The organism is Methylotetracoccus oryzae, from assembly GCF_006175985.1.
GTDB lineage: Bacteria > Pseudomonadota > Gammaproteobacteria > Methylococcales > Methylococcaceae > Methylotetracoccus > Methylotetracoccus oryzae.
Genome location: NZ_SRSH01000020.1, coordinates 1 through 19,445, shown reverse-complemented (window position 1 = coordinate 19,445; position 19,445 = coordinate 1). Strand labels below are relative to the sequence as shown.

20 protein-coding genes and 1 tRNA gene are annotated in these 19,445 nt (G+C 62.9%); 12 read left to right on the top strand and 9 right to left on the bottom strand.

Translation table 11 applies throughout. The features are described 5' to 3' along the window. Position 1: 1 nt before the first annotated feature. Positions 2–736, bottom strand: a complete 735-nt coding sequence (locus tag BWR02_RS17355) for an ABC transporter permease subunit (protein WP_139559171.1) — start codon at positions 734–736, stop codon at positions 2–4. Continuing rightward, positions 733–1,671, bottom strand: coding sequence for an ABC transporter ATP-binding protein (locus BWR02_RS17350; RefSeq protein ID WP_139559170.1), 939 nt, complete (start codon positions 1,669–1,671; stop codon positions 733–735). The genes BWR02_RS17355 and BWR02_RS17350 overlap by 4 nt, the downstream gene beginning before the upstream one ends. Before the next feature lie 625 nt (positions 1,672–2,296). Here BWR02_RS17350 and BWR02_RS17345 point away from each other — a divergent pair. Continuing rightward, entirely contained in the window at positions 2,297–2,833 is a 537-nt protein-coding gene (locus tag BWR02_RS17345; RefSeq protein WP_139559169.1) for a hypothetical protein, read from the top strand. Positions 2,834–2,978: 145 nt separating this feature from the next. Next, positions 2,979–3,659, top strand: coding sequence for a hypothetical protein (locus BWR02_RS17340; protein WP_139559168.1), 681 nt, complete (start codon positions 2,979–2,981; stop codon positions 3,657–3,659). Between the two features lie 171 nt (positions 3,660–3,830). Here BWR02_RS17340 and BWR02_RS17335 read toward each other — a convergent pair whose 3' ends face one another. Then, positions 3,831–4,109 carry a hypothetical protein gene (locus tag BWR02_RS17335; RefSeq protein WP_201276310.1) on the bottom strand — a complete coding sequence of 93 codons (279 nt, stop codon included), beginning with the start codon at positions 4,107–4,109 and terminating at the stop codon, positions 3,831–3,833. A gap of 122 nt (positions 4,110–4,231) precedes the next feature. Between BWR02_RS17335 and BWR02_RS17330 the strand changes: the two genes are divergently transcribed. Beyond that, the gene (locus BWR02_RS17330) at positions 4,232–4,903 is read left to right on the top strand and encodes a hypothetical protein (protein WP_139559167.1); all 672 of its coding nucleotides are present in this window, start codon (positions 4,232–4,234) and stop codon (positions 4,901–4,903) included. Positions 4,904–5,072: 169 nt separating this feature from the next. On the opposite strand, the gene BWR02_RS17325 is transcribed toward BWR02_RS17330, so the two are convergent. From BWR02_RS17325 to BWR02_RS17290, 6 genes are all read right to left on the bottom strand, one after another. Further along, positions 5,073–6,032, bottom strand: coding sequence for a transglutaminase family protein (locus BWR02_RS17325; protein ID WP_201276309.1), 960 nt, complete (start codon positions 6,030–6,032; stop codon positions 5,073–5,075). 72 nt (positions 6,033–6,104) lie between these two features. Further along, a complete protein-coding gene (locus BWR02_RS17320) occupies positions 6,105–6,518 on the bottom strand; it encodes a BLUF domain-containing protein (protein WP_139559166.1) in 414 nt (137 codons plus the stop codon). Between the two features lie 103 nt (positions 6,519–6,621). Next, a complete protein-coding gene (locus BWR02_RS20975; RefSeq protein ID WP_162560213.1) occupies positions 6,622–7,794 on the bottom strand; it encodes a DUF937 domain-containing protein in 1,173 nt (390 codons plus the stop codon). A 142-nt stretch (positions 7,795–7,936) separates the two neighbouring features. Beyond that, positions 7,937–8,623 (bottom strand): tellurite resistance TerB family protein, encoded by a 687-nt coding sequence (locus tag BWR02_RS17300; RefSeq protein WP_139559165.1) that lies wholly within the window; start codon positions 8,621–8,623, stop codon positions 7,937–7,939. Positions 8,624–9,056: 433 nt separating this feature from the next. Further along, positions 9,057–9,500: a beta/gamma crystallin domain-containing protein gene (locus BWR02_RS17295; protein WP_139559164.1), complete on the bottom strand. Its 444-nt coding sequence runs from the start codon at positions 9,498–9,500 to the stop codon at positions 9,057–9,059. Between the two features lie 161 nt (positions 9,501–9,661). Further along, positions 9,662–10,480 (bottom strand): polysaccharide deacetylase family protein, encoded by an 819-nt coding sequence (locus tag BWR02_RS17290; RefSeq protein WP_139559163.1) that lies wholly within the window; start codon positions 10,478–10,480, stop codon positions 9,662–9,664. A 180-nt stretch (positions 10,481–10,660) separates the two neighbouring features. Here BWR02_RS17290 and BWR02_RS17285 point away from each other — a divergent pair, with 180 nt between their 5' ends. The 9 genes from BWR02_RS17285 to BWR02_RS17240 all read left to right on the top strand — a co-directional run bounded on the left by BWR02_RS17285 (position 10,661) and on the right by BWR02_RS17240 (position 19,326). Continuing rightward, positions 10,661–11,092: a VanZ family protein gene (locus tag BWR02_RS17285; RefSeq protein WP_139559162.1), complete on the top strand. Its 432-nt coding sequence runs from the start codon at positions 10,661–10,663 to the stop codon at positions 11,090–11,092. A 241-nt stretch (positions 11,093–11,333) separates the two neighbouring features. Continuing rightward, on the top strand, positions 11,334–12,347 hold the full coding sequence (gene ispB, locus BWR02_RS17280) for an octaprenyl diphosphate synthase (RefSeq protein WP_139559161.1): 1,014 nt from the start codon (positions 11,334–11,336) through the stop codon (positions 12,345–12,347). Between the two features lie 13 nt (positions 12,348–12,360). After that, positions 12,361–12,437: transfer RNA gene (locus tag BWR02_RS17275), tRNA-Pro, on the top strand. A 463-nt stretch (positions 12,438–12,900) separates the two neighbouring features. Next, on the top strand, positions 12,901–14,025 hold the full coding sequence (gene fic / locus BWR02_RS17270; protein WP_139559160.1) for a protein adenylyltransferase Fic: 1,125 nt from the start codon (positions 12,901–12,903) through the stop codon (positions 14,023–14,025). Between the two features lie 392 nt (positions 14,026–14,417). Further along, positions 14,418–14,588 carry a sigma factor-like helix-turn-helix DNA-binding protein gene (locus tag BWR02_RS21730; RefSeq protein ID WP_407941087.1) on the top strand — a complete coding sequence of 57 codons (171 nt, stop codon included), beginning with the start codon at positions 14,418–14,420 and terminating at the stop codon, positions 14,586–14,588. Between the two features lie 215 nt (positions 14,589–14,803). Continuing rightward, positions 14,804–15,010: a helix-turn-helix domain-containing protein gene (locus BWR02_RS17255; protein ID WP_139559158.1), complete on the top strand. Its 207-nt coding sequence runs from the start codon at positions 14,804–14,806 to the stop codon at positions 15,008–15,010. A 15-nt stretch (positions 15,011–15,025) separates the two neighbouring features. Next, complete coding sequence (locus BWR02_RS17250) at positions 15,026–15,397, top strand: hypothetical protein (RefSeq protein ID WP_139559157.1); 372 nt, start codon at positions 15,026–15,028, stop codon at positions 15,395–15,397. After that, positions 15,394–17,886, top strand: a complete 2,493-nt coding sequence (locus tag BWR02_RS17245) for an Hsp70 family protein (protein ID WP_139559156.1) — start codon at positions 15,394–15,396, stop codon at positions 17,884–17,886. The genes BWR02_RS17250 and BWR02_RS17245 overlap by 4 nt, the downstream gene beginning before the upstream one ends. A gap of 3 nt (positions 17,887–17,889) precedes the next feature. Then, complete coding sequence (locus BWR02_RS17240; protein ID WP_139559155.1) at positions 17,890–19,326, top strand: ATP-binding protein; 1,437 nt, start codon at positions 17,890–17,892, stop codon at positions 19,324–19,326. The last annotated feature ends 119 nt before the right edge of the window (positions 19,327–19,445 follow it).

The window sequence follows — 19,445 nt, the reverse complement described above, 5'->3', positions numbered from 1 at the left end:
CTCAGTCAGCCTTCCGCAAGTCGATGACGATGGCGTTGGCGTAGAGCCAGAAGCCGATCGTCAGCGCGAAATAAATCAGGTCCCGCAAGTCGATCACCCCTTTGGAGATCGCGTCGAAATGGGTCAGGAAGCTGAGTCCGGAGATCGCATCCACGACGGCCTGCGGCGCGAACGAGCGGAAAAAATCGAGCACCAGCGGATAACCCGCGAGCAATAGCAGGAAGCAGACGACGACGGTCAGGATGAACGCGATGACCTGATTGCGGGTCGTTGCCGAGATGCAGGCACCGATCGCCAGGAAGGCCCCGGCCATCAGAAAGCTGCCGATGTAGCTGGTCACGATCACGCCGTTGTCGGGATCGCCGAGGTAATTCACGGTGATCCAGATCGGAAAGGTCAGCGCCAGCGCGACGCCGACGAAAGCCCAGGCCGCCAGGAACTTGCCGAGCACGGCCTGCCACATGGTGATCGGCAGGGTCAGCAGCAGTTCGATCGTCCCGGTCTTGCGTTCCTCGGCCCATAAGCGCATCGCGACAGCCGGCACGAGAAACAGGTAGAGCCACGGATGAAAACTGAAAAACGGCTCGAGATCCGCCTGACCGCGCTGATAGAAGCCACCGAGATAGAACGTGAACGAACCCGACAGCAGCAGGAAGATCTCGATGAACACGTACGCGACCGGCGTCGCGAAATAACTGCGCAGTTCGCGCTTGAAAACGGTCAACACGGGATTCATGCGCGGGCCTCCTTGACGTGCGGCTGGGTAATCGTGCGGAACACCTCGTCGAGGCGCCCGGCTTCCAGTTGGAGTTCGCTGACGGCAATGCCCTGTGCCTTCACCACTTCGCTGACCGCAGCGAAGATCGCCTTGCCAGCCCGCGGGAAGGCCGTCAGGCGCTGATCTTGCGGGTCGATTTCGATCGACTCGATGTCGGCCACCGCAGCGAGCGCGGCCCGTGCCTGCTCGGCATTGGCCGCCGTCAGGGACACGGCACCGTGGTAGCGCGACCGCGCTTCGAGTTCGGCCGGCGTCGCGTCGGCCAGCAGCTTGCCGGCGGCGATGATGACCGCCCGGTTGCAGACCGCATGGACTTCCTCGAGGATGTGAGTCGAGATCACGATGATCTTGTCCCGGGCCATCGCATTGATCAGGGCACGCACCTCGTGCTTCTGATTCGGGTCCAGCCCGTCCGTCGGTTCGTCCAGAATCAGCGCCGGCGGATCGTGCAGGATCGCCTGTGCCAGACCCACCCGCCGCTTGAAACCTTTCGACAGCGTGTCGATGGGTTGCGAGAGGACCTTGTCGAGATGCAGGCGGCCGATCACGTCATCGAGACGGCGGCGGCGCAGATCGCCCGTCAGCCCGCGCAGGTCGGCCACGAACTCGAGAAACACGCGCGGTGTCATCTCGCCGTAGCTCGGCGCCCCTTCGGGCAGATACCCGAGCACGCGCTTTGCTTCGAGCGGCTGTGTTTCGACATCGAAGCCACACACCCGGGCCGAACCCGACGAAGGCGCCAGGAAGCCGGCGATCATCTTCATCGTGGTGGACTTGCCCGCGCCGTTAGGCCCGAGAAAGCCCAGCACTTGCCCAGGCTGGGCCTTGAACGAAATGTGATCGACAGCCGTGAGGTTGCCGTAGTGTTTGGTCAGTTGAGAGGTTTCGATCATCTCCAGTCTACCCTTGTAATCCCTCGTTATCCGCCCGACGCGCGAGCGTATTGCGACCGCACCTCGCCGAGCCGCCGCGATCCGGGGATCCGGCGAGCGGGTCGATGCAGTCTGAAATGGTTTCTAATGGAGCATTGCGAGCGCGCTACCTGTCGGGCGGCCTGCAGCGGTGGCCATGAAGGACCTGCAGACAACCCATCCGTGCGTCAGCGGCCGCCGTGTCCCGGGCTGGCCTGCGCGGCCAAAAAGCATAAAAAAAACGATTGCAAATTGTAAAGGGATCAGCTTGATAGGCGACGGCATGCCGCGCCGCGCGCCATCACCGCCGGCGGCGGGGCGACGGCTGGCCTCCGGGCGAAGTCCCATCCTGCCACGAGCTGCGGCACGCGCACATGCGTGAGATTGCCTAAGGCGGGAGCGCCGCCATCGAGCATCCTCAGGGTCCCTGCATGGCAAGCCAGGCAGTCTTCAGACGGCGATCCACACACTTTCTGCGACCGGTATAATCGCGCCGGCACGCCGCTGAACTTCCCATCAGTCACCGGGATTCTCGCAGCGGCGAGACCGCAATCGACTCACGTTCGGCCAATAGAAACCCCTCCTTCCCCGCTGGCGAGACCCTGCGATGCGCAAAGTCCTGGCATTCCTGGCAAAGGAATATAAAGCCGTACTGCCCCCGACGATTTATTTCCTGATCGTCTTTCACGTCACTGCCTTCACCCGCGGGCTGATGATGGAAAGCTACGGCGTTACGCCCGCCGGCTCCGCGATGGCGACGGTCGGGGCGCTAATCCTCGCCAAGGTGATCCTGGTATTCAACCGGTGTTCCTTCCTGAACCTCTTCGCGTCACGGCCCATGATCTTCGGCATTCTGTGGAAGACGCTGGTTTTTGGAATACTCGGCTCGATGTTCCAACTGGCCGAGGAATGGGTGCCGCTGCTATTCAAGTTCCGCTCGGCTTCCGTTGCTGCCGAGCATCTGCTGGCGGAGATCGTCTGGCCCAAGTTCTGGGCCAACCATATCGTCCTGCTGCTGTGGCTGCTGATCTACTGCATCGTCGTCGAGATGATACGGGTGATGGGTGCAACCCGCGTACGGGGAATCTTCCTCGGCACGCCCTCGGCCGCCCCTGCGCGCAAGCGGGCACCGCACGCGCGCTAGCCCCGCATACGTGCTAGTGCGTACGTACTAGCACGTATTGTGTAGACCCCCAAGATGATGTTTTTATTGGTCTTATGCGCGATCGACAGCATAGGCTGCCGGACCGCAGCCTGACGGGACTTAATGGCTTCAACTTGGGGGTATCATGAAATTTGGTCACATAAGGATTCGCAACTTCCGTAATTCACTCGCCGCCACCGCACTGGTCGTCAGTGCCGGCACCACGTCCGCCGCGCCGCCGGATATGCTGATGCAGTCGGCCAATCTGTCCGGCTCGGGCAACACACTGAATGTCACGCGCGTTCCGGTGCGGGACTCAACCGGCAAGGTCACCTACAAGGACATCGCGCTGAGCTTCGACGTCAGCAACACGGGCGTCGTCACGCTGGGTCCGGGCTCGCCCGTCGTGACAACGTCACCCAGCCTGAATGTCGCGGGGTTCCGCGCGGGGATCTACAAGGATTCGGACGGACGGCACTATCAAGTGGCCGGGCCTAGCGTCCTGGCCGGTGGCCGCACGGCCTGGACGGTCGTCTGGATCGATCCGCCGACCACTTCGTACTCATTCAATGCCAACTGGGCGACCGGCGCGGTCACCGGCCACCCGAATCAGACCACGCTCAATAACGCGGGGATCACCAGCTCCGGACAATACAGTTGGGGTATCGTGGGTAACCGCGACAGCTGGGAACTCCTCTGGACCGAAGGAGCCATCATCGGCGCTGCGCAGTCCGCTGACGCCCTGACCTTGCACTACTTTGGCTCGGACACAATCGAGACCTCGAGTTGGGTCCTCATCCGTTGCCCGGCCGGCAATCTCTGCTAACCATCGCCGCGGCCCGGCCGCAGTCTGGCAACACGTGCACATCGTTGCCGCCTGACGATTGGGCTACAAGTGCCACGCTGACGACCTGAACCGAACCCCGCCGCGGCGGGGTTCTCCATGTGGGATGTGAGACCCCGAGGGGCATGACGCGATGGCAAGCGCTTCGTCCGCTCAGGCGAAATCCGGCAGCACCCCGAGCTTGCGCACCGCAACGTCGACTTTCATGCCGAGAAAATCCTCAGTCGCGCCAAACCAGGTGCCGGACAGCGGCAGCGCCTGTTCGGGCCGCCGCGCGATCGCGACCTGGATCAGGTCAAAGCCCCCGGTGATCCGTGTGGTCAGGTCGTAGCTGAGCCAGCCGGCGCCCCGCAGGTAGACCTCCAGCCACGCATCCGTGGCGCCGGATCCGGTCTTGCTATCGACGGTGGGGTAGTACGTACGTGATAGCACGTAATGTGAGCCGCGTCAGCGTTATGATGGGCCGGGACGTTGGCGCGAATTCAGAGCGATTCAAACTGATCGCCGCGCTGCCGAGCCGGTTCGATTCACCCAATCCAAAAAATGGTGCACTAATGAACTTCAAAACGTTGACGACTCGCGACTTACTGATTTCGCTTGCCGCCGGGCTGATCGTTGTCACGAGTGGAGCCTCCGCCGCACCACCGGACATGCTGCTCCAGTCAGCCAATGTCTCCGGCTCGGGCAACACGCTCAATGTCACGCGCGTTCCGGTGCGGGACTCGACCGGCAAGATAACCTACAAGGATATCGAACTGAGCTTCGACGTCAGCAATACCGGCGTCGTGACGCTAGGAGCGGGCTCGCCCGTCGTGACGACATCGCCCAGCCTGAATGTCGCCGCATTCCGCGCCGGCATTTACAAGGACTCACTGAATCGGCATGTGCAGGTTTCCGGTCCGAGCGTGCTGGCCGGCGGTCGCACCGGTTGGACCATGAACTGGATCGCCCCGGGCGCCGGTGCCTACTTCAACGCCACGTGGGCCACCGGTGCGGTCACCGGCCATCCCAACGGGACGACCCTGACCGCCTTCGGCATAACTACGACCACTTACAGCTGGGGTGTGATCGGCTCGAACAACGGATTCCTAGCGAACTGGTTTGCGGCCTACGTGTTCGGAGCGGCACAACTCGGTGATGTGCTGACTCTGCACTACTTCCATAACGACCCCGCGGAAAATGCGGCTTGGGTCTTCACCCGCTGCCCGGCTGGCAATCTCTGCTAGCTCGGGCAGCGGCGGGCGGGCAACGCGAACACGGCCCATGATGGCGACTGATCGCGCCGGCCTCCTATAGGCCTGATGACTGGAACCGAACCCCGCCTCGGCGGGGTTCTTCGTTTTGCGGACGGATCGGCCCCGATGCCGGCGGGGAGGCGGCAAGCGCTTCGCCCGCTCAGGCGAAATCCGGCAGCACCCCGAGCTTGCGCACCGCAACGTCGACTTTCATGCCGAGAAAATCCTCAGTCGCGCCGAACCAGGTGCCGGACAGCGGCAGCGCCTGTTCGGGCCGCCGCGCGATCGCGACCTGGATCAGGTCGAACACCCCGGTGATCCGGTTGGTCGGGTCGTAGCTGAGCCAACCGGCGCCCGGCAGGTAAACCTCCAGCCACGCATGCGTGGCGCCGGACCCGGTCTTGCCGTCGACACCACCGTCCAGTGCGGAGTCGTACAGATACCCTGTTACGAAACGGCAGGCGATACCGAGCCGCCGCAGCGCTTCGATCATCAGCCAGGCATAGTCGCGGCAGGTACCCGACTGTTTGGCCAGCGTCTCGCCCGGCCTCCGGGTTCCTTCCTCGTCGCGGGCTTCATAGGTGAAGGTGTCGCGGACGGTATCCATCATCCGCTGCAACACATCGCGGGTATCGCGCCGATCGCCCAAGGTGAAGCTCCTGGCCCAGGCGGACAAGCGGCCGTCGAAGTCCTCATCGCAAGGCTGCAGGTACAACACCAGATCGGTCCACTCGGACGGCGTGTATTGCACCGGAATCGATTCGGCGCGACCGTCTATCGGAAAAGCCTCGACACCCTTCAATCCGAAGTGCACCAGGCGGAACTTGCACGTGAAGATCACCTCTGTCGCCGGCTCGCTGAACTCGATGACCGCGACGTTGTTCGAAAGGGTGTCGCTGATCCAGCGGGTGCGGGACGGCACGCTGGTCTTGACTTCGTAGCTGAGAATCCGCCCGCCGTGGTTGCCGCGCGGCAGGAAGACGGCCCGGTGTTCGCCGAAAGTCACCGGGTTGGCGTAGGAATAGGTCGTGATGTGCTCGACTTCCAGAACGACGGGCATGATCGGCAACTCCTGGTCGTTGTATTGCGTCGTCGCGGATGGGGCGAGCGGCAGTTCCACCGACCGCAGCGCCACCCACGCCAGCGGAGAACTCGCGCGAACTCCGAATAAGCCTTCCCGATTCGCGCTCCGCTAGCGCGAGCAGGTTCGCCAGAAATCGATCAGGATTTCGCGCACGGCGCTGGGCTGGTTCGAGCCGGCCCGGTCCGGAGCCGAGGCCGCGGCAATACGCAGCCACTGCGGCAAGTCCACGCGACGGTAGGCCATGGCCCAATCGCCGAATTCGCGCTGCGCAACCGGTTCGTCAACGAGGGTGATGACCCGGTGATGACGGGGATCGCGGCAAATTTCTTCGAACAGCCTGCCCACTGTGGCCTGTGGCCCCTCCAGGCACTGCATGAAGTTGCCATCGGCATAGAGCAGCAGCCCGGTTACGTCCAACTGCGCGTTCTTCCGACGGGCCCGCGTCAGCAGTTCCTGCAGGGCATCGTCGCTGAAACTGTCGACCGCGGCACTGACGTATACGAGGGAATGCAGAGGTTCCATGACTTCCAACGGACTTACTCAAGACATCAGCCTTCCCGGGCCGGCAGACCCGCCAGCGCGTGACGGCGCAGATGCCGCCACGCGCGGAGCGATGGGTCCTTCGTTATCGTGCCGCCGAGATCTCGACGCGCCGCGCCTCGGCATTGGAGCCACTGCCAGTCGTGGTGCCCGTGATCGTCAGGGGCGGCTTCATATTGATCTTCTCGGCAGCGACCCCCGCTGCCGTCAGCGCGCCCTTGATCGCCTGGGCACGACGCTTCGCCAGTGCCTTGTTGGCCGCGGCGTTGCCGGTCTGGTCCGTGTAGCCGGTCAGATCCACCGCCTGGCCCTGTGCCTTCACGGCCGCGGCAACCTGGGCAATGGTCTTCTTGGCCGTATCATCGAGGACGGCGGACCCCACCGAGAAGTAGACCTTTGCCGGCAGCACGGCAACCACCGGGGCCGGCGCGGGGGCTGCCGGCACCGGTGCCGGTTTCGGAGCGGGAACCGTGGCCGGGGCCGGGGCCGGGGCGGCTGGGGCCGGCGCAGCGACCGGCGCCGGAGCGACGGCCACTGGCTCCACGTCCGGCTTGCAGCTCCGTATCGCCATGAAGGCCGTCAGCGCGGCCGCGATCGCCAACAGAAAGGGCAACACTTTGCGCAGCGATGAAGGGGCTTCCTCGTCGACCGCCTCCAGCGCGGTTCGTCCGGCAGTCCGTGGCATCTCGGCCGGACGCGGCGCCTTCATATCCAGCAACGAGCCCAGGCCCAGCACGCCGGCAACGCGTTCATCCACGGCGCCCTTCAGGAAGCCGAGCTGCCCGGCAAGCAGGCGCATCAACCCGGAGGCATCGAGGTTTTGCTCGCCGATCAGCTTCTTGAGGAAGCCGAAGAGCAGCGGAGCGGCCATATAGAGCAGGTTCGAACTGGACGAGGATTTCAGGCCGGTCAGGGAGGCGACGGTTCCTGCCAGGGCGGCGGCCTTCTCGCCCAGCAGTCCCTTGACCAGACTCGTACCCAGGCCGACCAGCGACTCGGTGCGCGTCCCGCCGGAAAACAACCCGGCCAGATTGCCGAGCAGACCGCTGTCGACGTTCGAGCCCGTCAGCGTCTCCAGCAGGCTGCCGGCGCCGTCGGTTGTGGACCCTTGCTTGACGAGTCCGGCGAGCAAGGCCGGCAGGATCATGCTCAACCCTGCCTGTGTGCCCGCCTTCGATTCGCCGAGATACTCCGAAGCCTGCTTGACGATCTCGTCACCCAGCGCATCGGTCAGCATTTCCAGAATATTCAAAGCCATGTCGTCATCCCCAGTTGTCGATTTGATCACCGTCGTCCGGAACGGATACCCGCCTCACCATCCGGCGGATATCGCCAAAACCCTCTCGCAGACCCACTCCCGCCCAGCGCTATCGTCCTTCGCGGGGACGGCGGCGACCGGCTCAGGCTCGCGCCTGCGACTCCAGCAAGGCGACGAGGTCCGGAGGCAACGCCAGCGCCGCAGCCAGTTCGCGCAGATAGGCGCGTTCCTGCTCGTTGCTGTCGTCGATGACGCTCATGGAAGTCAGATAGATCTCGCGGGCGGCGGCCGGAGAGTCCGCAGCCGCTGCGATGTCGGTGACGCCGAGGGGTTGGCGCAACTCCTGCTGCAGCAGGTCGAGCATCGCGCCTTCGAGGCCCAGGGTCTGCAGTTGCTGTTCGATGCGACTGCGTTCCGCCTCGTCGATGTGGCCGTCCGCGCCCGCCGCAGCGATCATCGCCCGCAGCAGCGTCAGACCCCGTTGTTCCGCCGCAGGCCCCGTGAGCTGGTCGACCGACAAGCCCGGATCGCCGACCGGTGCGCTCTGTCCGCGCTGCCATTGCTGATAGGCCTGGTAGGCCAGCCCACCCACGGCGGCCAGACTCCCCAGCTTGAGCGTCGTCCCCGTCAGCTTGCGCCCGGCACCGGTGCCCAACAGCACGGCCAACACGCCGCCGACCGCAGCGCCCTTCCCCAGGCCGGCGAGCATGGCGTCGCGCTCGGGCCCTGACTCCGGAATCTTGAGCTTGGCCTCGGCCAGTGTCCGCCCGTGGCTTACCAGGTCCTGGCCCGACTTCAACAACAGATCGATGATGGAACGCGAATCCATGAAAACCTCCTGTTTCCGAACAATTCGTGGCGCGGCGTCTGCAGCATACCGGTGTTACCGAATGAGCGGTGGACCGCGGAACGCGACACCCTGTGATCACGAAACCGTTTAGACGAGCAGACCCCGGGTCTCGCTCCAGTCAAATAATGACATATTCGCCCGAGCAGCGTCGGCGTCAGTGACGCAAAGGATCAGATTACTGCTGTCGCAGAGAGTGTCTTTCGCCCCGAGAACGGTGCTGCCGCGCCCAAAAGCCCCCTGCTGGCGCTGGAAGAACAAGACCGATCCCGTCGAGCGCAGGCCGTCGGGAAAAGGGTTCTCAAGTTTCGGCGATCACACACCGCCCTTCACCCGGCCGACCACCACATCATTCCCGCACCAACGGGAATCCGGCGCCTTGGCGGGTGACGGCGAACGGCCGTCACGCTCGGCCTCACGGACCGCAGGTGACCTTCAACGAGCGGATGTTTTGGTGGAAACGGAGTTCACCCAGATGGTGCTCCCGTTTGCCGGGGCCAAAGGTCGCCTGCTGGTCGCTGTAGGCATCCGGGGTTTCGCCCCAGGACTTGATCGCTTCGCCGTGATACGCGGGACCGGGCTCGGGGTCGACCCGCAATGCCTCATTCCGGTAGACGGTGACCGAGGCGGCGGGACCGACCACGAGGCTCTCGATCCGGTCGCTCCAGTCGCCGCCGCCGAGTTGGGTCAGTGACGGCAGCACAGCCGGACCTTCGATGCGGACCCGATTGCCGGCGAAATCGGTGCGGTCGAAAACCTCGATCCAGCAATCGCCGGCGGCTGATGCCGTCGACACGCCGAACCAGAGCAGCGCGGCCAGACAGGCCGAGCCTTTGACGGGGACTTGATGCGGATTCACGATGGCGCCCTCCATCGTCCGGGTCGGTCGCTGTTCGAAGCCGCCGGGCCGGCCGTGGCCGTCCCGGTCTGCGCCAGCATGCGAGCTGCGCCGAGTCGCGCGCAATCCGTGCGACTACCGATGCGGAGCCGACCCGCGAAACGGGGCCGAACCGCTATGGGTCAGGCGTCGTCCGGGTCGAGCGGGGCCGCGCTCAGTCCGCGGGCCGCCAAGGTATCGAACAGACGGGGCAGCACCTCCAGAACGACCGGCCGGCCGTGGCCATCCCGCGGGCCATAGCCGTCGTGCAGCAGCACGATGTCGCCGGAGCTCAGTCCGCGCACCAGAAAGGCGAGAACCCGCTCCGGATTTCCCAGCACCCCGTCGTAGCCCCGGCGGGTCCAGCTGACCAGACGCAGGTCCAGCTGCCGCAACACCGGCGCGATCCAGGGATTGCGTATGCCGAACGGCGCCCGAAAGAACCGGGGGACGCGACCGGTCAACTCCGCCAGGGTTTGCTGCGCCCGGCGGATCTCGTCGCGCACGGCGCGCGGCCCCTGGAACGCGAAGCCATTGCGATGGCGCTCGCTATGGTTCTCGACCCGATGCCCTCGCGCCACGATCTCCCGGGTCAGCTCCGGATGACGCCGCGCGCGTTCGGCAATGCAGAAGAAACTCGCCCGCGCGCGATACCGATCGAGCAGATCCAGCACGGCCGGCGTCGTGTCCGGGTCAGGCCCGTCGTCGAAGGTCAGGGCGACCTCGCTGCGTACCGCCCGTGCCGAGGGCAGACGCACCAGGTTGGGACCGAGCAGACTGTCCTGCGGCCGCAGACTCGCCGCGAACAGCAGCACATGATTGAGGATCAGCGCCTCGTCCAGCCAGGGCGCGCCCGCCAGGCCCGACAGCGCCAGCGGCCAGCCGCCCACCTGGAACAAGATCGACCCCTGGACGAAGGGCGCCGGAACCCAGGCGCGGAGTGCGGCGTATCGTTCGGTCATGCCAAACCGCCCGCACCACGCGCATCACCCAGGACCCCGCCAGAACCAGGGCAGCGCGAGTGACAACGGCCGCAGCCCTGGGCTCGCCACCGACGACCGCACCGCAGGGCTACCGGCCAGTGCCCGAAACCGTCAGCCGTTATAATTCGCGGGCTTCCCTTCCTTCCCGGAGACTCCTGCTTGGACGACGCCTCCCCGCATTCGCCGCTGACCACCGGCCGCAATCCCCGAACCCGACTGAGATTTCCACGCCTCTGGCAGGGCGTCGGCTGGGTGATGGTCGTCGTCGTCATGTGGCTGAGTCTAACGCCGCATCCGCCACAGCCGCCATCCCTGCTCGCGTGGGACAAAGCCCAGCACCTGACGGCCTATGCCGGCCTGATGTTCTGGTTCCGCCAGGCGTTCGCGCCGCACTGGCGTTGGCCGGCGTTCCTTTTGGGCCTGGGCATCACGATAGAGCTGCTGCAAGGGTTCACAGGCGCGCGCGTCGCGGACCTGTTCGATATCGTCGCCAACGGACTCGGCGTCGCCATCGGACTGATCCTGGCCCAGTCGCCGTTGGGGCGCATGCTGGCCGCGGTCGACTCGTGGCTGGCCCCGGGTCCGGCCTGAGTTGTCCCGCCTGATCGCCGCTGCCGGCCATGGCGCACTCGGGCATCGACTCGCCGGCCCGGCGAACAGGATACCGGGCCCCCTGACCTGAACCGCTTTGCCGCGGCTCGCGCGGGCCCGGCGCTCAGTTTCCCGGTTCGCGTCCCAGCAACACTTCCTTGACAGCAGCCCTGCGCGTACTTAGCATGCTCCGATTTTGGGGCAACCGCCAAGACCACCCTGAGCCGCGTCAGCGCATTTGATGAATGAAGCTTCCACCACCGCATCGGTCGCCACGGAAAACACCCCGTCGATAGCGGAAATCAAGGGGTTGGTCCAGGGAGAGATGGCCGCGGTCGATCGCCTGATCCTGGCCGAACTCAGCTCGGACGTCGTCCTGATCAATCAGATTGGGCAGTACATCGTTCAGAGCGGCGGCAAGCGCCTGCGACCCAACCTGCTGCTGCTGGCCGCACGGGCCGTAGGCTACCGCGGCGAAAATCACATCACGCTCGCCACGGTCATCGAATTCATCCATACCGCGACGCTGCTGCACGACGACGTCGTCGACGAGTCCTCGCTCCGCCGCGGCCGCGACACCGTCAACTCGTTGTGGGGCAATTCCGCCAGCGTGCTGGTCGGCGATTTCCTGTACTCCCGCGCGTTCGAGCTGATGGTGCGGGTGCAGAAGATGCGGATCATGGAAATCATGTCCCGCACGACCACGGCCATCGCCGAGGGCGAAGTCCTCCAGCTGCTCAATTGCAACAACCCCGCCACGACCGAGCAGAAATATCTCGACGTGGTGTCGCGGAAGACGGCGATCCTGTTCAGCGCGGCGGCACAGCTGGCCGCGGTGGTCGCCGAACAGCCGCCCGAAGTGGAGACGGCCCTGCGCGCCTATGGCCTGCATCTGGGCATCGCCTTCCAGTTGATCGACGACTCGCTGGATTACCAGGCCGATCCGGCCGAGCTGGGCAAGAACCTCGGCGACGATCTGGCCGAAGGCAAGCCGACCCTGCCGCTGATCTACGCGATGGAGCGCGGATCGGAAGCCGATCGCGCACTGCTGACGCACGCCATCGAACACGGCAACCGCGAAGTCTTCGGCGAAGTCTTCAAGATCATTGAATCCACACGCGCAATCGCGTACACTGCGCGGCGTGCCAGAGAGGAGGCGGACAAAGCCATCGCCGCCGTCGACATCCTCCCGGCATCCACTTACAAGCAGGCCCTCATCGGCCTCGCACGATTCTCGGTCGATCGCACGTACTGACCGTTCCCAGTTTCGGGGTGTAGCTCAGCCTGGTAGAGCACTGCTTTCGGGAGGCAGTGGCCGGAGGTTCGAATCCTCTCACCCCGACCAATAAGACAACAACCTAGAGATACCGAGCCTTTTCCGTACGGAATCCAAACGGAAAACAGCCTCGAGGCGCCGACGGTGCGGCACCGGTTTTGTCCGCCAATCAGCCCGCTTTATACGATGACTTTTGAGTCATCGATCTCCCCGATCCCTTCAGCGACTGTTTCCCATCGGCACGCACCATCGCGTCCCGACCAGTAGGTCTTGCGCGGAGCTCAGGGTCAGTTCTGGAGCTACTTGAGGGAGCTGGGGGTCACCCTTTAGCGGGCTAAAGGGTGACCCCCTCGTTCCGAGCGGCACCGTCGCCTGCCGCACCCGGCCGCTGGACTCCTCACCTGAGATCGTCTCCGACGATGGGCTGGGTCGATATGTCGCAATAAGGCGAAACTATCGACACATTTTGTTGACGTGTCGTCAACGGCGACATACGCTGCCCCATCTGTCGTAAAAAGCCACTTTTGAGAACATGAACGAGACCCTGGGTTGGCGACCGGAGCGTCCTTTCAACCAGTTGCCGTTACTTCCTCCGCCCGTCGAACTGGAAACCCGACTGGTGCTCAAACAGTGCATCACGGCGCGAGCCGCGTTGGCGGAGTTGAAACAGGCCGCCCAATTGATCCCGAACCAGACGATGCTCATCAATACGATCCCGCTCCTGGAAGCCAAGGACAGCTCCGAGATCGAGAACATCGTCACCACCACCGACCAGTTGTTTCAGCATGCTCAGGGGAGCGAGACCCAAGCGGACGCCGCGACCAAGGAAGCGCTCCGCTATCGGACCGCCTTGCACATCGGCTTTCAGTCATTGGACCGGCGGCCCTTGTGTACGGCGACAGCCATCGATGTCTGCCGCATCATCAAGGCCGCAGAGATCGACATTCGTCGCGTTCCCGGCATCCAGTTGGCGCATCAGTACACCGGCGAAGTGATCTATACCCCGCCCGAGGGCGAAGCGCATTTACGCGAGTTGCTGGCCAATTGGGAACGCTTTCTCCATGAGGCAACTCACCTGGACCCGCTGGTTCGCATGGCGGTCGGGCATTGCCAGTTCGAGGCCATTCATCCGTTCATCGACGGCAATGGCCGGACCGGACGCATCCTGAACATCCTTTACTTGATCCAGGAGCAGTTGCTGACTTTGCCCATTCTCTATCTCAGCCGGCACATCATCGGCCATAAAGCCGATTACTACCGGCTCCTTCTCGATGTCACCCGAAGTCAACATTGGGAGCCATGGCTGCTGTTCATGCTACAAGCGGTAGAGCAAACCGCTCTTTGGACCACGGCAAAAATTGCGGCGATACGCGCACTGGTCGAGCACACCACCGCTTACGTGCGCGAACGCCTGCCGAAGATCTACAGCCGTGAGTTGGTCGATGTGATCTTCGAACAGCCCTATTGCCGGATCGGTAACCTGGTGGAAAAGCAGGTAGCTCAGCGGCAGGCCGCCTCACGCTATCTCAAGGACCTGTGCGGAATCGGAATACTGCGAGAAATGGCGATCGGACGGGAGAAACTTTACCTTCATCCGAAACTGCTGCAGTTGCTCACCCGAGACGGCAATGAATTCGGATCCTACGCCGGAGCGTGATCCTGAGCCAAGGGAGCGTGGGGTCGGATGCCCCTGCTCCACTCCTGGCCAAGCCGCAGGTTCTGGATCGGTCGAACGGAACGGCCTTCCGACAGGCGGTTCACCGACTCCGCCGCCGCAATCTCCCCTTGCGGGAGGTGGCGGCCATGTCGGGAGTCTCGGTGTCGCGCGTTTCATCGATCCATGGAAGTACCGGAGGGTAAAAAGTAAAGAACTGACCCCCTGCTTCCCTGACCCCCTGCTTCCCGCAAAGCAGGGTGGCCTCGCATGCCACCGCCAACGTTCTTCGGGCTCAGCGCCAGTTGCTGCGCCCTTCCGCGGACCAAATTCTGGAGGCGATCGGCAAGGAATACGGACTTCCGAAGACGCAGGTCCTGGACCGGTCGAGCGGAATGGCCTTCAGACAGGCGGTTCAGCTGCTCCGTCGCCGCTGCAATCTGCCCTTACGGGAGGTAGCAGCGATGGCGGGTGTCTCCGTGTCGCGCGTTTCGCAAATCCAGCGGGAAGTTGAAGAACCGAATAGGGAAAGGAACTCGCTGGAAGCTTCGGTAGGTGTAGAGTAAAGAACTGACCCCTTCGTTCAGACGAGTTTCCACCAAGGAACATGCGGACGAGCAAGGGGCTGCGGGCGCTCGGTTACAACGTGAGGATCGGTGTTTGGTGTGCCTGGCGCGCTGGGCCAGCCCTTCAGACGGGGTCAATAAGCCATACGCATGTGGTTATGACCATGAAAAGATTGTACTATTCTACCCACAATTGATCACGATTGGTCAGAACCATGACATCCAGTGCCGACGAGGGAGAGATCCTCACCCTCAGACAGGTTGCAGAGTTCCTGAAGGTCACGGACCGGACGATCTACAGGCTGGCTGCAGCCAAGAAGATCCCCGCGTTCAAGGTTGGCGGGACATGGCGGTTCTCCAAGGCGGAGATCACTGAATGGATTCAGCAGCAAACGCAGGGCGGAAAAGCCGATAAGACGTAACCACAGGAGGATTTGATGACCCAGCAGGCCGAAAGCAGTGAGCAGATGGAGCAGTCCCTGATCGACATCGCTGTCGAGAGTTGGCGTTTCTCGCGTCTGTTCGGAAAGGTCGTCAGCAAACTCGATGCGGGTGAGTCGGGTCGTTACGTCAATCAGCTCCGCTACTTCCAGAAGAAGGTCGAGGAGAGCCTCGACTCGAGTGGCCTCAAACTGGTCAACGTCGAGGGGCAGCCCTACGACGTGGGCATGGCGGCATCCGCTTTGAATCTCGGGGACTTCGGCCCTGACGACGTGTTGCTTGTCGATCAGATGGTGGAGCCAATCATCATGGGGCCGAACGGCCTGCGCAAACAAGGCACGGTAATGCTCAGGAAGGTGGAAGCATGAAGTACGTCGGTATCGACCTGGGCACGACCAACAGTGCCATCTGCTCTTTCGACGGCGAGTCGATCCGGCTCTACAAGAGTCCAGAACAGCACGACGTCACGCCGTCGGCCATCTTCATTGACCGGCGCGGCAACAAGTACGTCGGTTCGCGCGCCTACAACAATGCCGCACGCAACCCAGACAACGCGGCAGTGCTGTTCAAGCGGCTCATGGGTACGAGCACGCCCGTGAAGCTCCCGGCGGTGAACCTCACCATGACACCAGAGGAATGCTCTGCCGAGGTGCTGCGTGCGCTGTACGGCTACCTGCCCGAAGAGATTCGAGGCGATGGCGACACCGGCACCGTCATTACGGTTCCAGCCGCGTTTAACCAGATGCAGAAGGACTCGACGATGGCTGCCGCTGATGCGGCTGGGCTGGGGCGAGTGGCCTTGATGCAAGAACCGGTGGCCGCCGTGATGAGCGTCATGCGGCAGCGAAAGAATGACGGCGTGTTTGTCGTTTATGACCTCGGCGGTGGAACGCTCGACATCGCAATTGCAGAGAGTATTTCCGGTCGCGTGACACTTCTCGCGCACGGTGGTATCGCCATGTGTGGCGGCCGCGACTTCGACCGGATTCTGTTCGACAACATCGTGAAGCCGTGGCTGCTGGAAAACTTTGATCTTCCGGAAGACTTGACGACCAACCCACAGTTCAAGTCCCTGCTGCGTATGGCTACATGGGCGACAGAGAAGGCAAAGATCGAGTTGTCGCAGAAGGAAGAGGCCGTCGTCAGTCTGCCCGAGACCGAACTCGGTGTCCGCGATCAGGCTGGTGAGGAGATCTACATCGACATCACCATTGATCGCAAACGATACGACGGCCTGATCGGGCCGAAGGTGGAAGAGTCCATCGTGTCCGCCCGCGAAACCCTCGAAAAGGCTGGATTGAGCCCACACGACGTCGAGCGTGTTGTCTTTGTGGGTGGCCCAACCCACTACAAGCCATTGCGTGACAAGGTGGCCTTCGAGCTAGGTATCGCGCCGTCCACCGATGTGAACCCGATGACCGCCGTTGCGGAAGGCGCAGCGGTCTTCGCCGAGTCCATCGATTGGGCGTCGCAAAGCCGTGGACGCAAGAGCGCCCGAGGAGCCATCAGCGCCGGTGGCGCGCTTGATCTGTCGTTCAACTACATCGCGCGCACGCCGGACTCGAAGGCAAAGATCGTCGCCAAACTGGGAAGTTCTGCTCCGGCCGGAGTCGAGTTTCAGATCGACAGTCTGGACACCGGGTGGTCTTCCGGACGCATCGCCCTGAAGGATGGCGCAGGTATCGAACTCAACCTGACCAAGCCTGGCGACAACACCTTCAAGGTGTTTGTGTTCGATTCCAACGGCGGGCCCGTATCGCTGCGTGAAGACAAGATTGTCATTGCTCGCACCGCCGCTAGCATCGATGCGATCCCGGCATCTCATTCCGTCGGAGTGGAAGCGCGCGACAAGGTGGGCGGTCGCTTGAGCTTGGATTATCTCGTTCGGGAGGGCGATCAGCTGCCCAAGAAAGGCAAGAAGACTTTCAAGGCAGGCGAGTCTCTCAAGGCTGGAAGTGCTGGGTCGATCAAGTTCAAGTTGTGGGAGGGCGACATCTCCGACCCCATCAACGACAACCGATTCATCGGCATGTTCGAGATCAAGGGAACGGATTTCGACGACGGCGTTATTGCCGCCGGTGCCGAGCTGATCTGCGAGTACGAAGTGCTCGACTCCGGCAACATCGTTCTGGAGGTTTCAGTCCCTTCAATCAGCGGGTCGTTCCAGAGCGGGCGTAACTTCTACTCCAGCCAGGAAGGCAAGGTCGACTACACCAACCAGGCGAAGAACATCCAAGAACAGTCGGACCACACCTTGCAGCGGCTCGACGAGATGGCGTCCAAGGTCGATGACCCACGTCTTGAGCAGGCCCGCGAGAAGCTCGAGCAAGCGAGCACTATCAAAACTGACGAGGCCGACCCCGAGACGGCCAAGCAGGCGATGGATCACGTTCAGGAGGCCAAACGGCTGCTGGCGCTGACCCGCAAGGAGCATCTGAAGGACATTCGCCAGCTGGAACTGGACAAGGCAGTCGATTTCTTCGACAAGGTGGTGCGCCAGCACGCCAGACCCACCGAAGCCTCGTCTTTCGACAACTTGGTCAAGACGGCGCAGCGCGCGATTGACAACAACAGTGGCGACTTCGAGTCGCACCTGGATGATCTGCGCAGTCGCAACTTCATGATCCTGTGGCGTCAGGACTGGTTCGTCATCGAGCGCTTCAAGTGGCTGGCCGAGGATACCTACCTCTTCCCAGATGCCCGCGAGCATGCCCAGCTGGTGGCTGCGGGAGCGGAGGCGTTGAAGGCCAATGACATCGACAAGCTTCGTGCCGTAGTAGCCCATCTCGACTCCATCCGCATCGGCTCTGCGGGTGAAGACGACATGCTTGCTGGCGCGAACATCGTGCGGAGTTGACCCATGGCACTCGACGCGTGGCTTCCCATCGGTTTCAAGTTGCCCGACGGTGCGAAGGCGCGCGTCGCCCTGTTTGAAGGGGCGGACTGGCAGATCCTTGAGACCCAAGGCGGTGGGCGGGCGCTCGTCGTACGCGACGCACTGGCGGAGCATTGGCTAGATGCCGGGCTGATCGATGACGGGACCTTCAACGCCTTCCAGTTCGGCGATCAGCAGCTTCGGTCCATCTCCTGCGGTCCGAGCCAGACGCTGTGCCCGGTCAGCGAGGCGAAGTCACCCGATACCAAGGCCGAGGCGCTCGCCTTCGCTCTTGCATTGAAGGCAACACGCGATATCGATGCGGATTCGGCGCTCCAGGATGCGCTCTACGTTGAGAAGATCACGCGGCTGCTGCCAACCTACAGCATCAGCTCCCGAACTGGCGATGACGTCGTGCTCGGCTACTGGCTGACAGGCGGCGCCAGCATTCCGGCCACGTCCTTCCGCCGTCTTCGCCAGACCATGAGCTGGCTGGGCGCGAGCCACCTGAAGGATGTTGTGCAGGCGGCGGGCTTCGAAGTTGCGGAAATCATCCCGTTGGAGCGCAAGCCAGCGGCTCCTGCCGAAAAAACGGAAGCTGCTCCTGCCGAGAAAGTGGAGGAAGTCAAACGCGCCGAGCCAGAGCCCAACAAGGTCTTCGAACTCGCCGGGCGTCCCGAACTGGCGACCTTCTTCAACGAGCATATCGTCGACATCATTCTGCACCGCGACCGCTACAAGGCGCTCGGTATTGAATTCCCATCAGCCGTGATCCTGTACGGCCCTCCAGGCACCGGCAAGACCTTTGCGGTCGAGCGACTGGTTGATTTCCTCGGGTGGCCAAGCTTTCAGATCGACGCATCCAGCGTGGCCAGCCCGTACATCCACGAGACCAGCAAGAAGGTCGCACAGGTGTTCGACAAGGCGATGGAAAACGCGCCATCAGTTCTCGTGATCGACGAGATGGAGGCGTTTCTTGCTGACCGCGAAATGGGATCGGGCCATCACCGCGTCGAAGAGGTGGCTGAGTTCCTGCGGCGCATCCCGGAGGCCGTGAAGAACGAGGTATTGATCATCGCGATGACGAACCGGATCGACATGATCGACCCCGCCATCCAGCGCCGGGGACGCTTCGATCACATCATCAAGGTGGACTTTGCAAGCGAAATCGAGGTGCAGTCGCTTCTGGACAAGCTGTTGTCTGCTTTGCCAAAGGAGTCGGATGTGGACTCCAAGCCGCTGGCGCAAGAACTCGCTGGACGGCCGTTGTCTGATGTCGCTTTCGTTGTGCGGGAAGGTGCAAGGCTCGCAGCGCGCTCTGGCAAGGACAGGCTGGACCAGGCCAGCCTGTTGGCTGCCTTGCGCACGACACCTGCACGGGAACGTGAAGGCAGCGAAAAGCGGCGCATAGGATTTATCTAAGGAGCCTCTGAACAAATGCGGCTGGTAAGCTATCGCCAACAGAGCACGTGAACGCGGTGACCGGATGAAACAGACGACCTTCGCCTCGCTGGCCTATGACCAGAAGAAGAAGCAGACCC

Excerpts from the sequence above, each read along its gene's own strand:
- BWR02_RS17355 (WP_139559171.1), bottom strand. The coding sequence starts at position 736 with ATGAATCCCGTGTTGACCGTTTTCAAGCGCGAACTGCGCAGTTATTTC.
- BWR02_RS17350 (WP_139559170.1), bottom strand. The coding sequence starts at position 1,671 with ATGATCGAAACCTCTCAACTGACCAAACACTACGGCAACCTCACGGCT.
- BWR02_RS17345 (WP_139559169.1), top strand. The coding sequence starts at position 2,297 with ATGCGCAAAGTCCTGGCATTCCTGGCAAAGGAATATAAAGCCGTACTG.
- BWR02_RS17340 (WP_139559168.1), top strand. The coding sequence starts at position 2,979 with ATGAAATTTGGTCACATAAGGATTCGCAACTTCCGTAATTCACTCGCC.
- BWR02_RS17330 (WP_139559167.1), top strand. The coding sequence starts at position 4,232 with ATGAACTTCAAAACGTTGACGACTCGCGACTTACTGATTTCGCTTGCC.
- BWR02_RS17320 (WP_139559166.1), bottom strand. The coding sequence starts at position 6,518 with ATGGAACCTCTGCATTCCCTCGTATACGTCAGTGCCGCGGTCGACAGT.
- BWR02_RS20975 (WP_162560213.1), bottom strand. The coding sequence starts at position 7,794 with ATGGCTTTGAATATTCTGGAAATGCTGACCGATGCGCTGGGTGACGAG.
- BWR02_RS17300 (WP_139559165.1), bottom strand. The coding sequence starts at position 8,623 with ATGGATTCGCGTTCCATCATCGATCTGTTGTTGAAGTCGGGCCAGGAC.
- BWR02_RS17290 (WP_139559163.1), bottom strand. The coding sequence starts at position 10,480 with ATGACCGAACGATACGCCGCACTCCGCGCCTGGGTTCCGGCGCCCTTC.
- ispB (WP_139559161.1), top strand. The coding sequence starts at position 11,334 with ATGAATGAAGCTTCCACCACCGCATCGGTCGCCACGGAAAACACCCCG.
- fic (WP_139559160.1), top strand. The coding sequence starts at position 12,901 with ATGAACGAGACCCTGGGTTGGCGACCGGAGCGTCCTTTCAACCAGTTG.
- BWR02_RS21730 (WP_407941087.1), top strand. The coding sequence starts at position 14,418 with ATGGCCTTCAGACAGGCGGTTCAGCTGCTCCGTCGCCGCTGCAATCTG.
- BWR02_RS17255 (WP_139559158.1), top strand. The coding sequence starts at position 14,804 with ATGACATCCAGTGCCGACGAGGGAGAGATCCTCACCCTCAGACAGGTT.
- BWR02_RS17250 (WP_139559157.1), top strand. The coding sequence starts at position 15,026 with ATGACCCAGCAGGCCGAAAGCAGTGAGCAGATGGAGCAGTCCCTGATC.
- BWR02_RS17245 (WP_139559156.1), top strand. The coding sequence starts at position 15,394 with ATGAAGTACGTCGGTATCGACCTGGGCACGACCAACAGTGCCATCTGC.
- BWR02_RS17240 (WP_139559155.1), top strand. The coding sequence starts at position 17,890 with ATGGCACTCGACGCGTGGCTTCCCATCGGTTTCAAGTTGCCCGACGGT.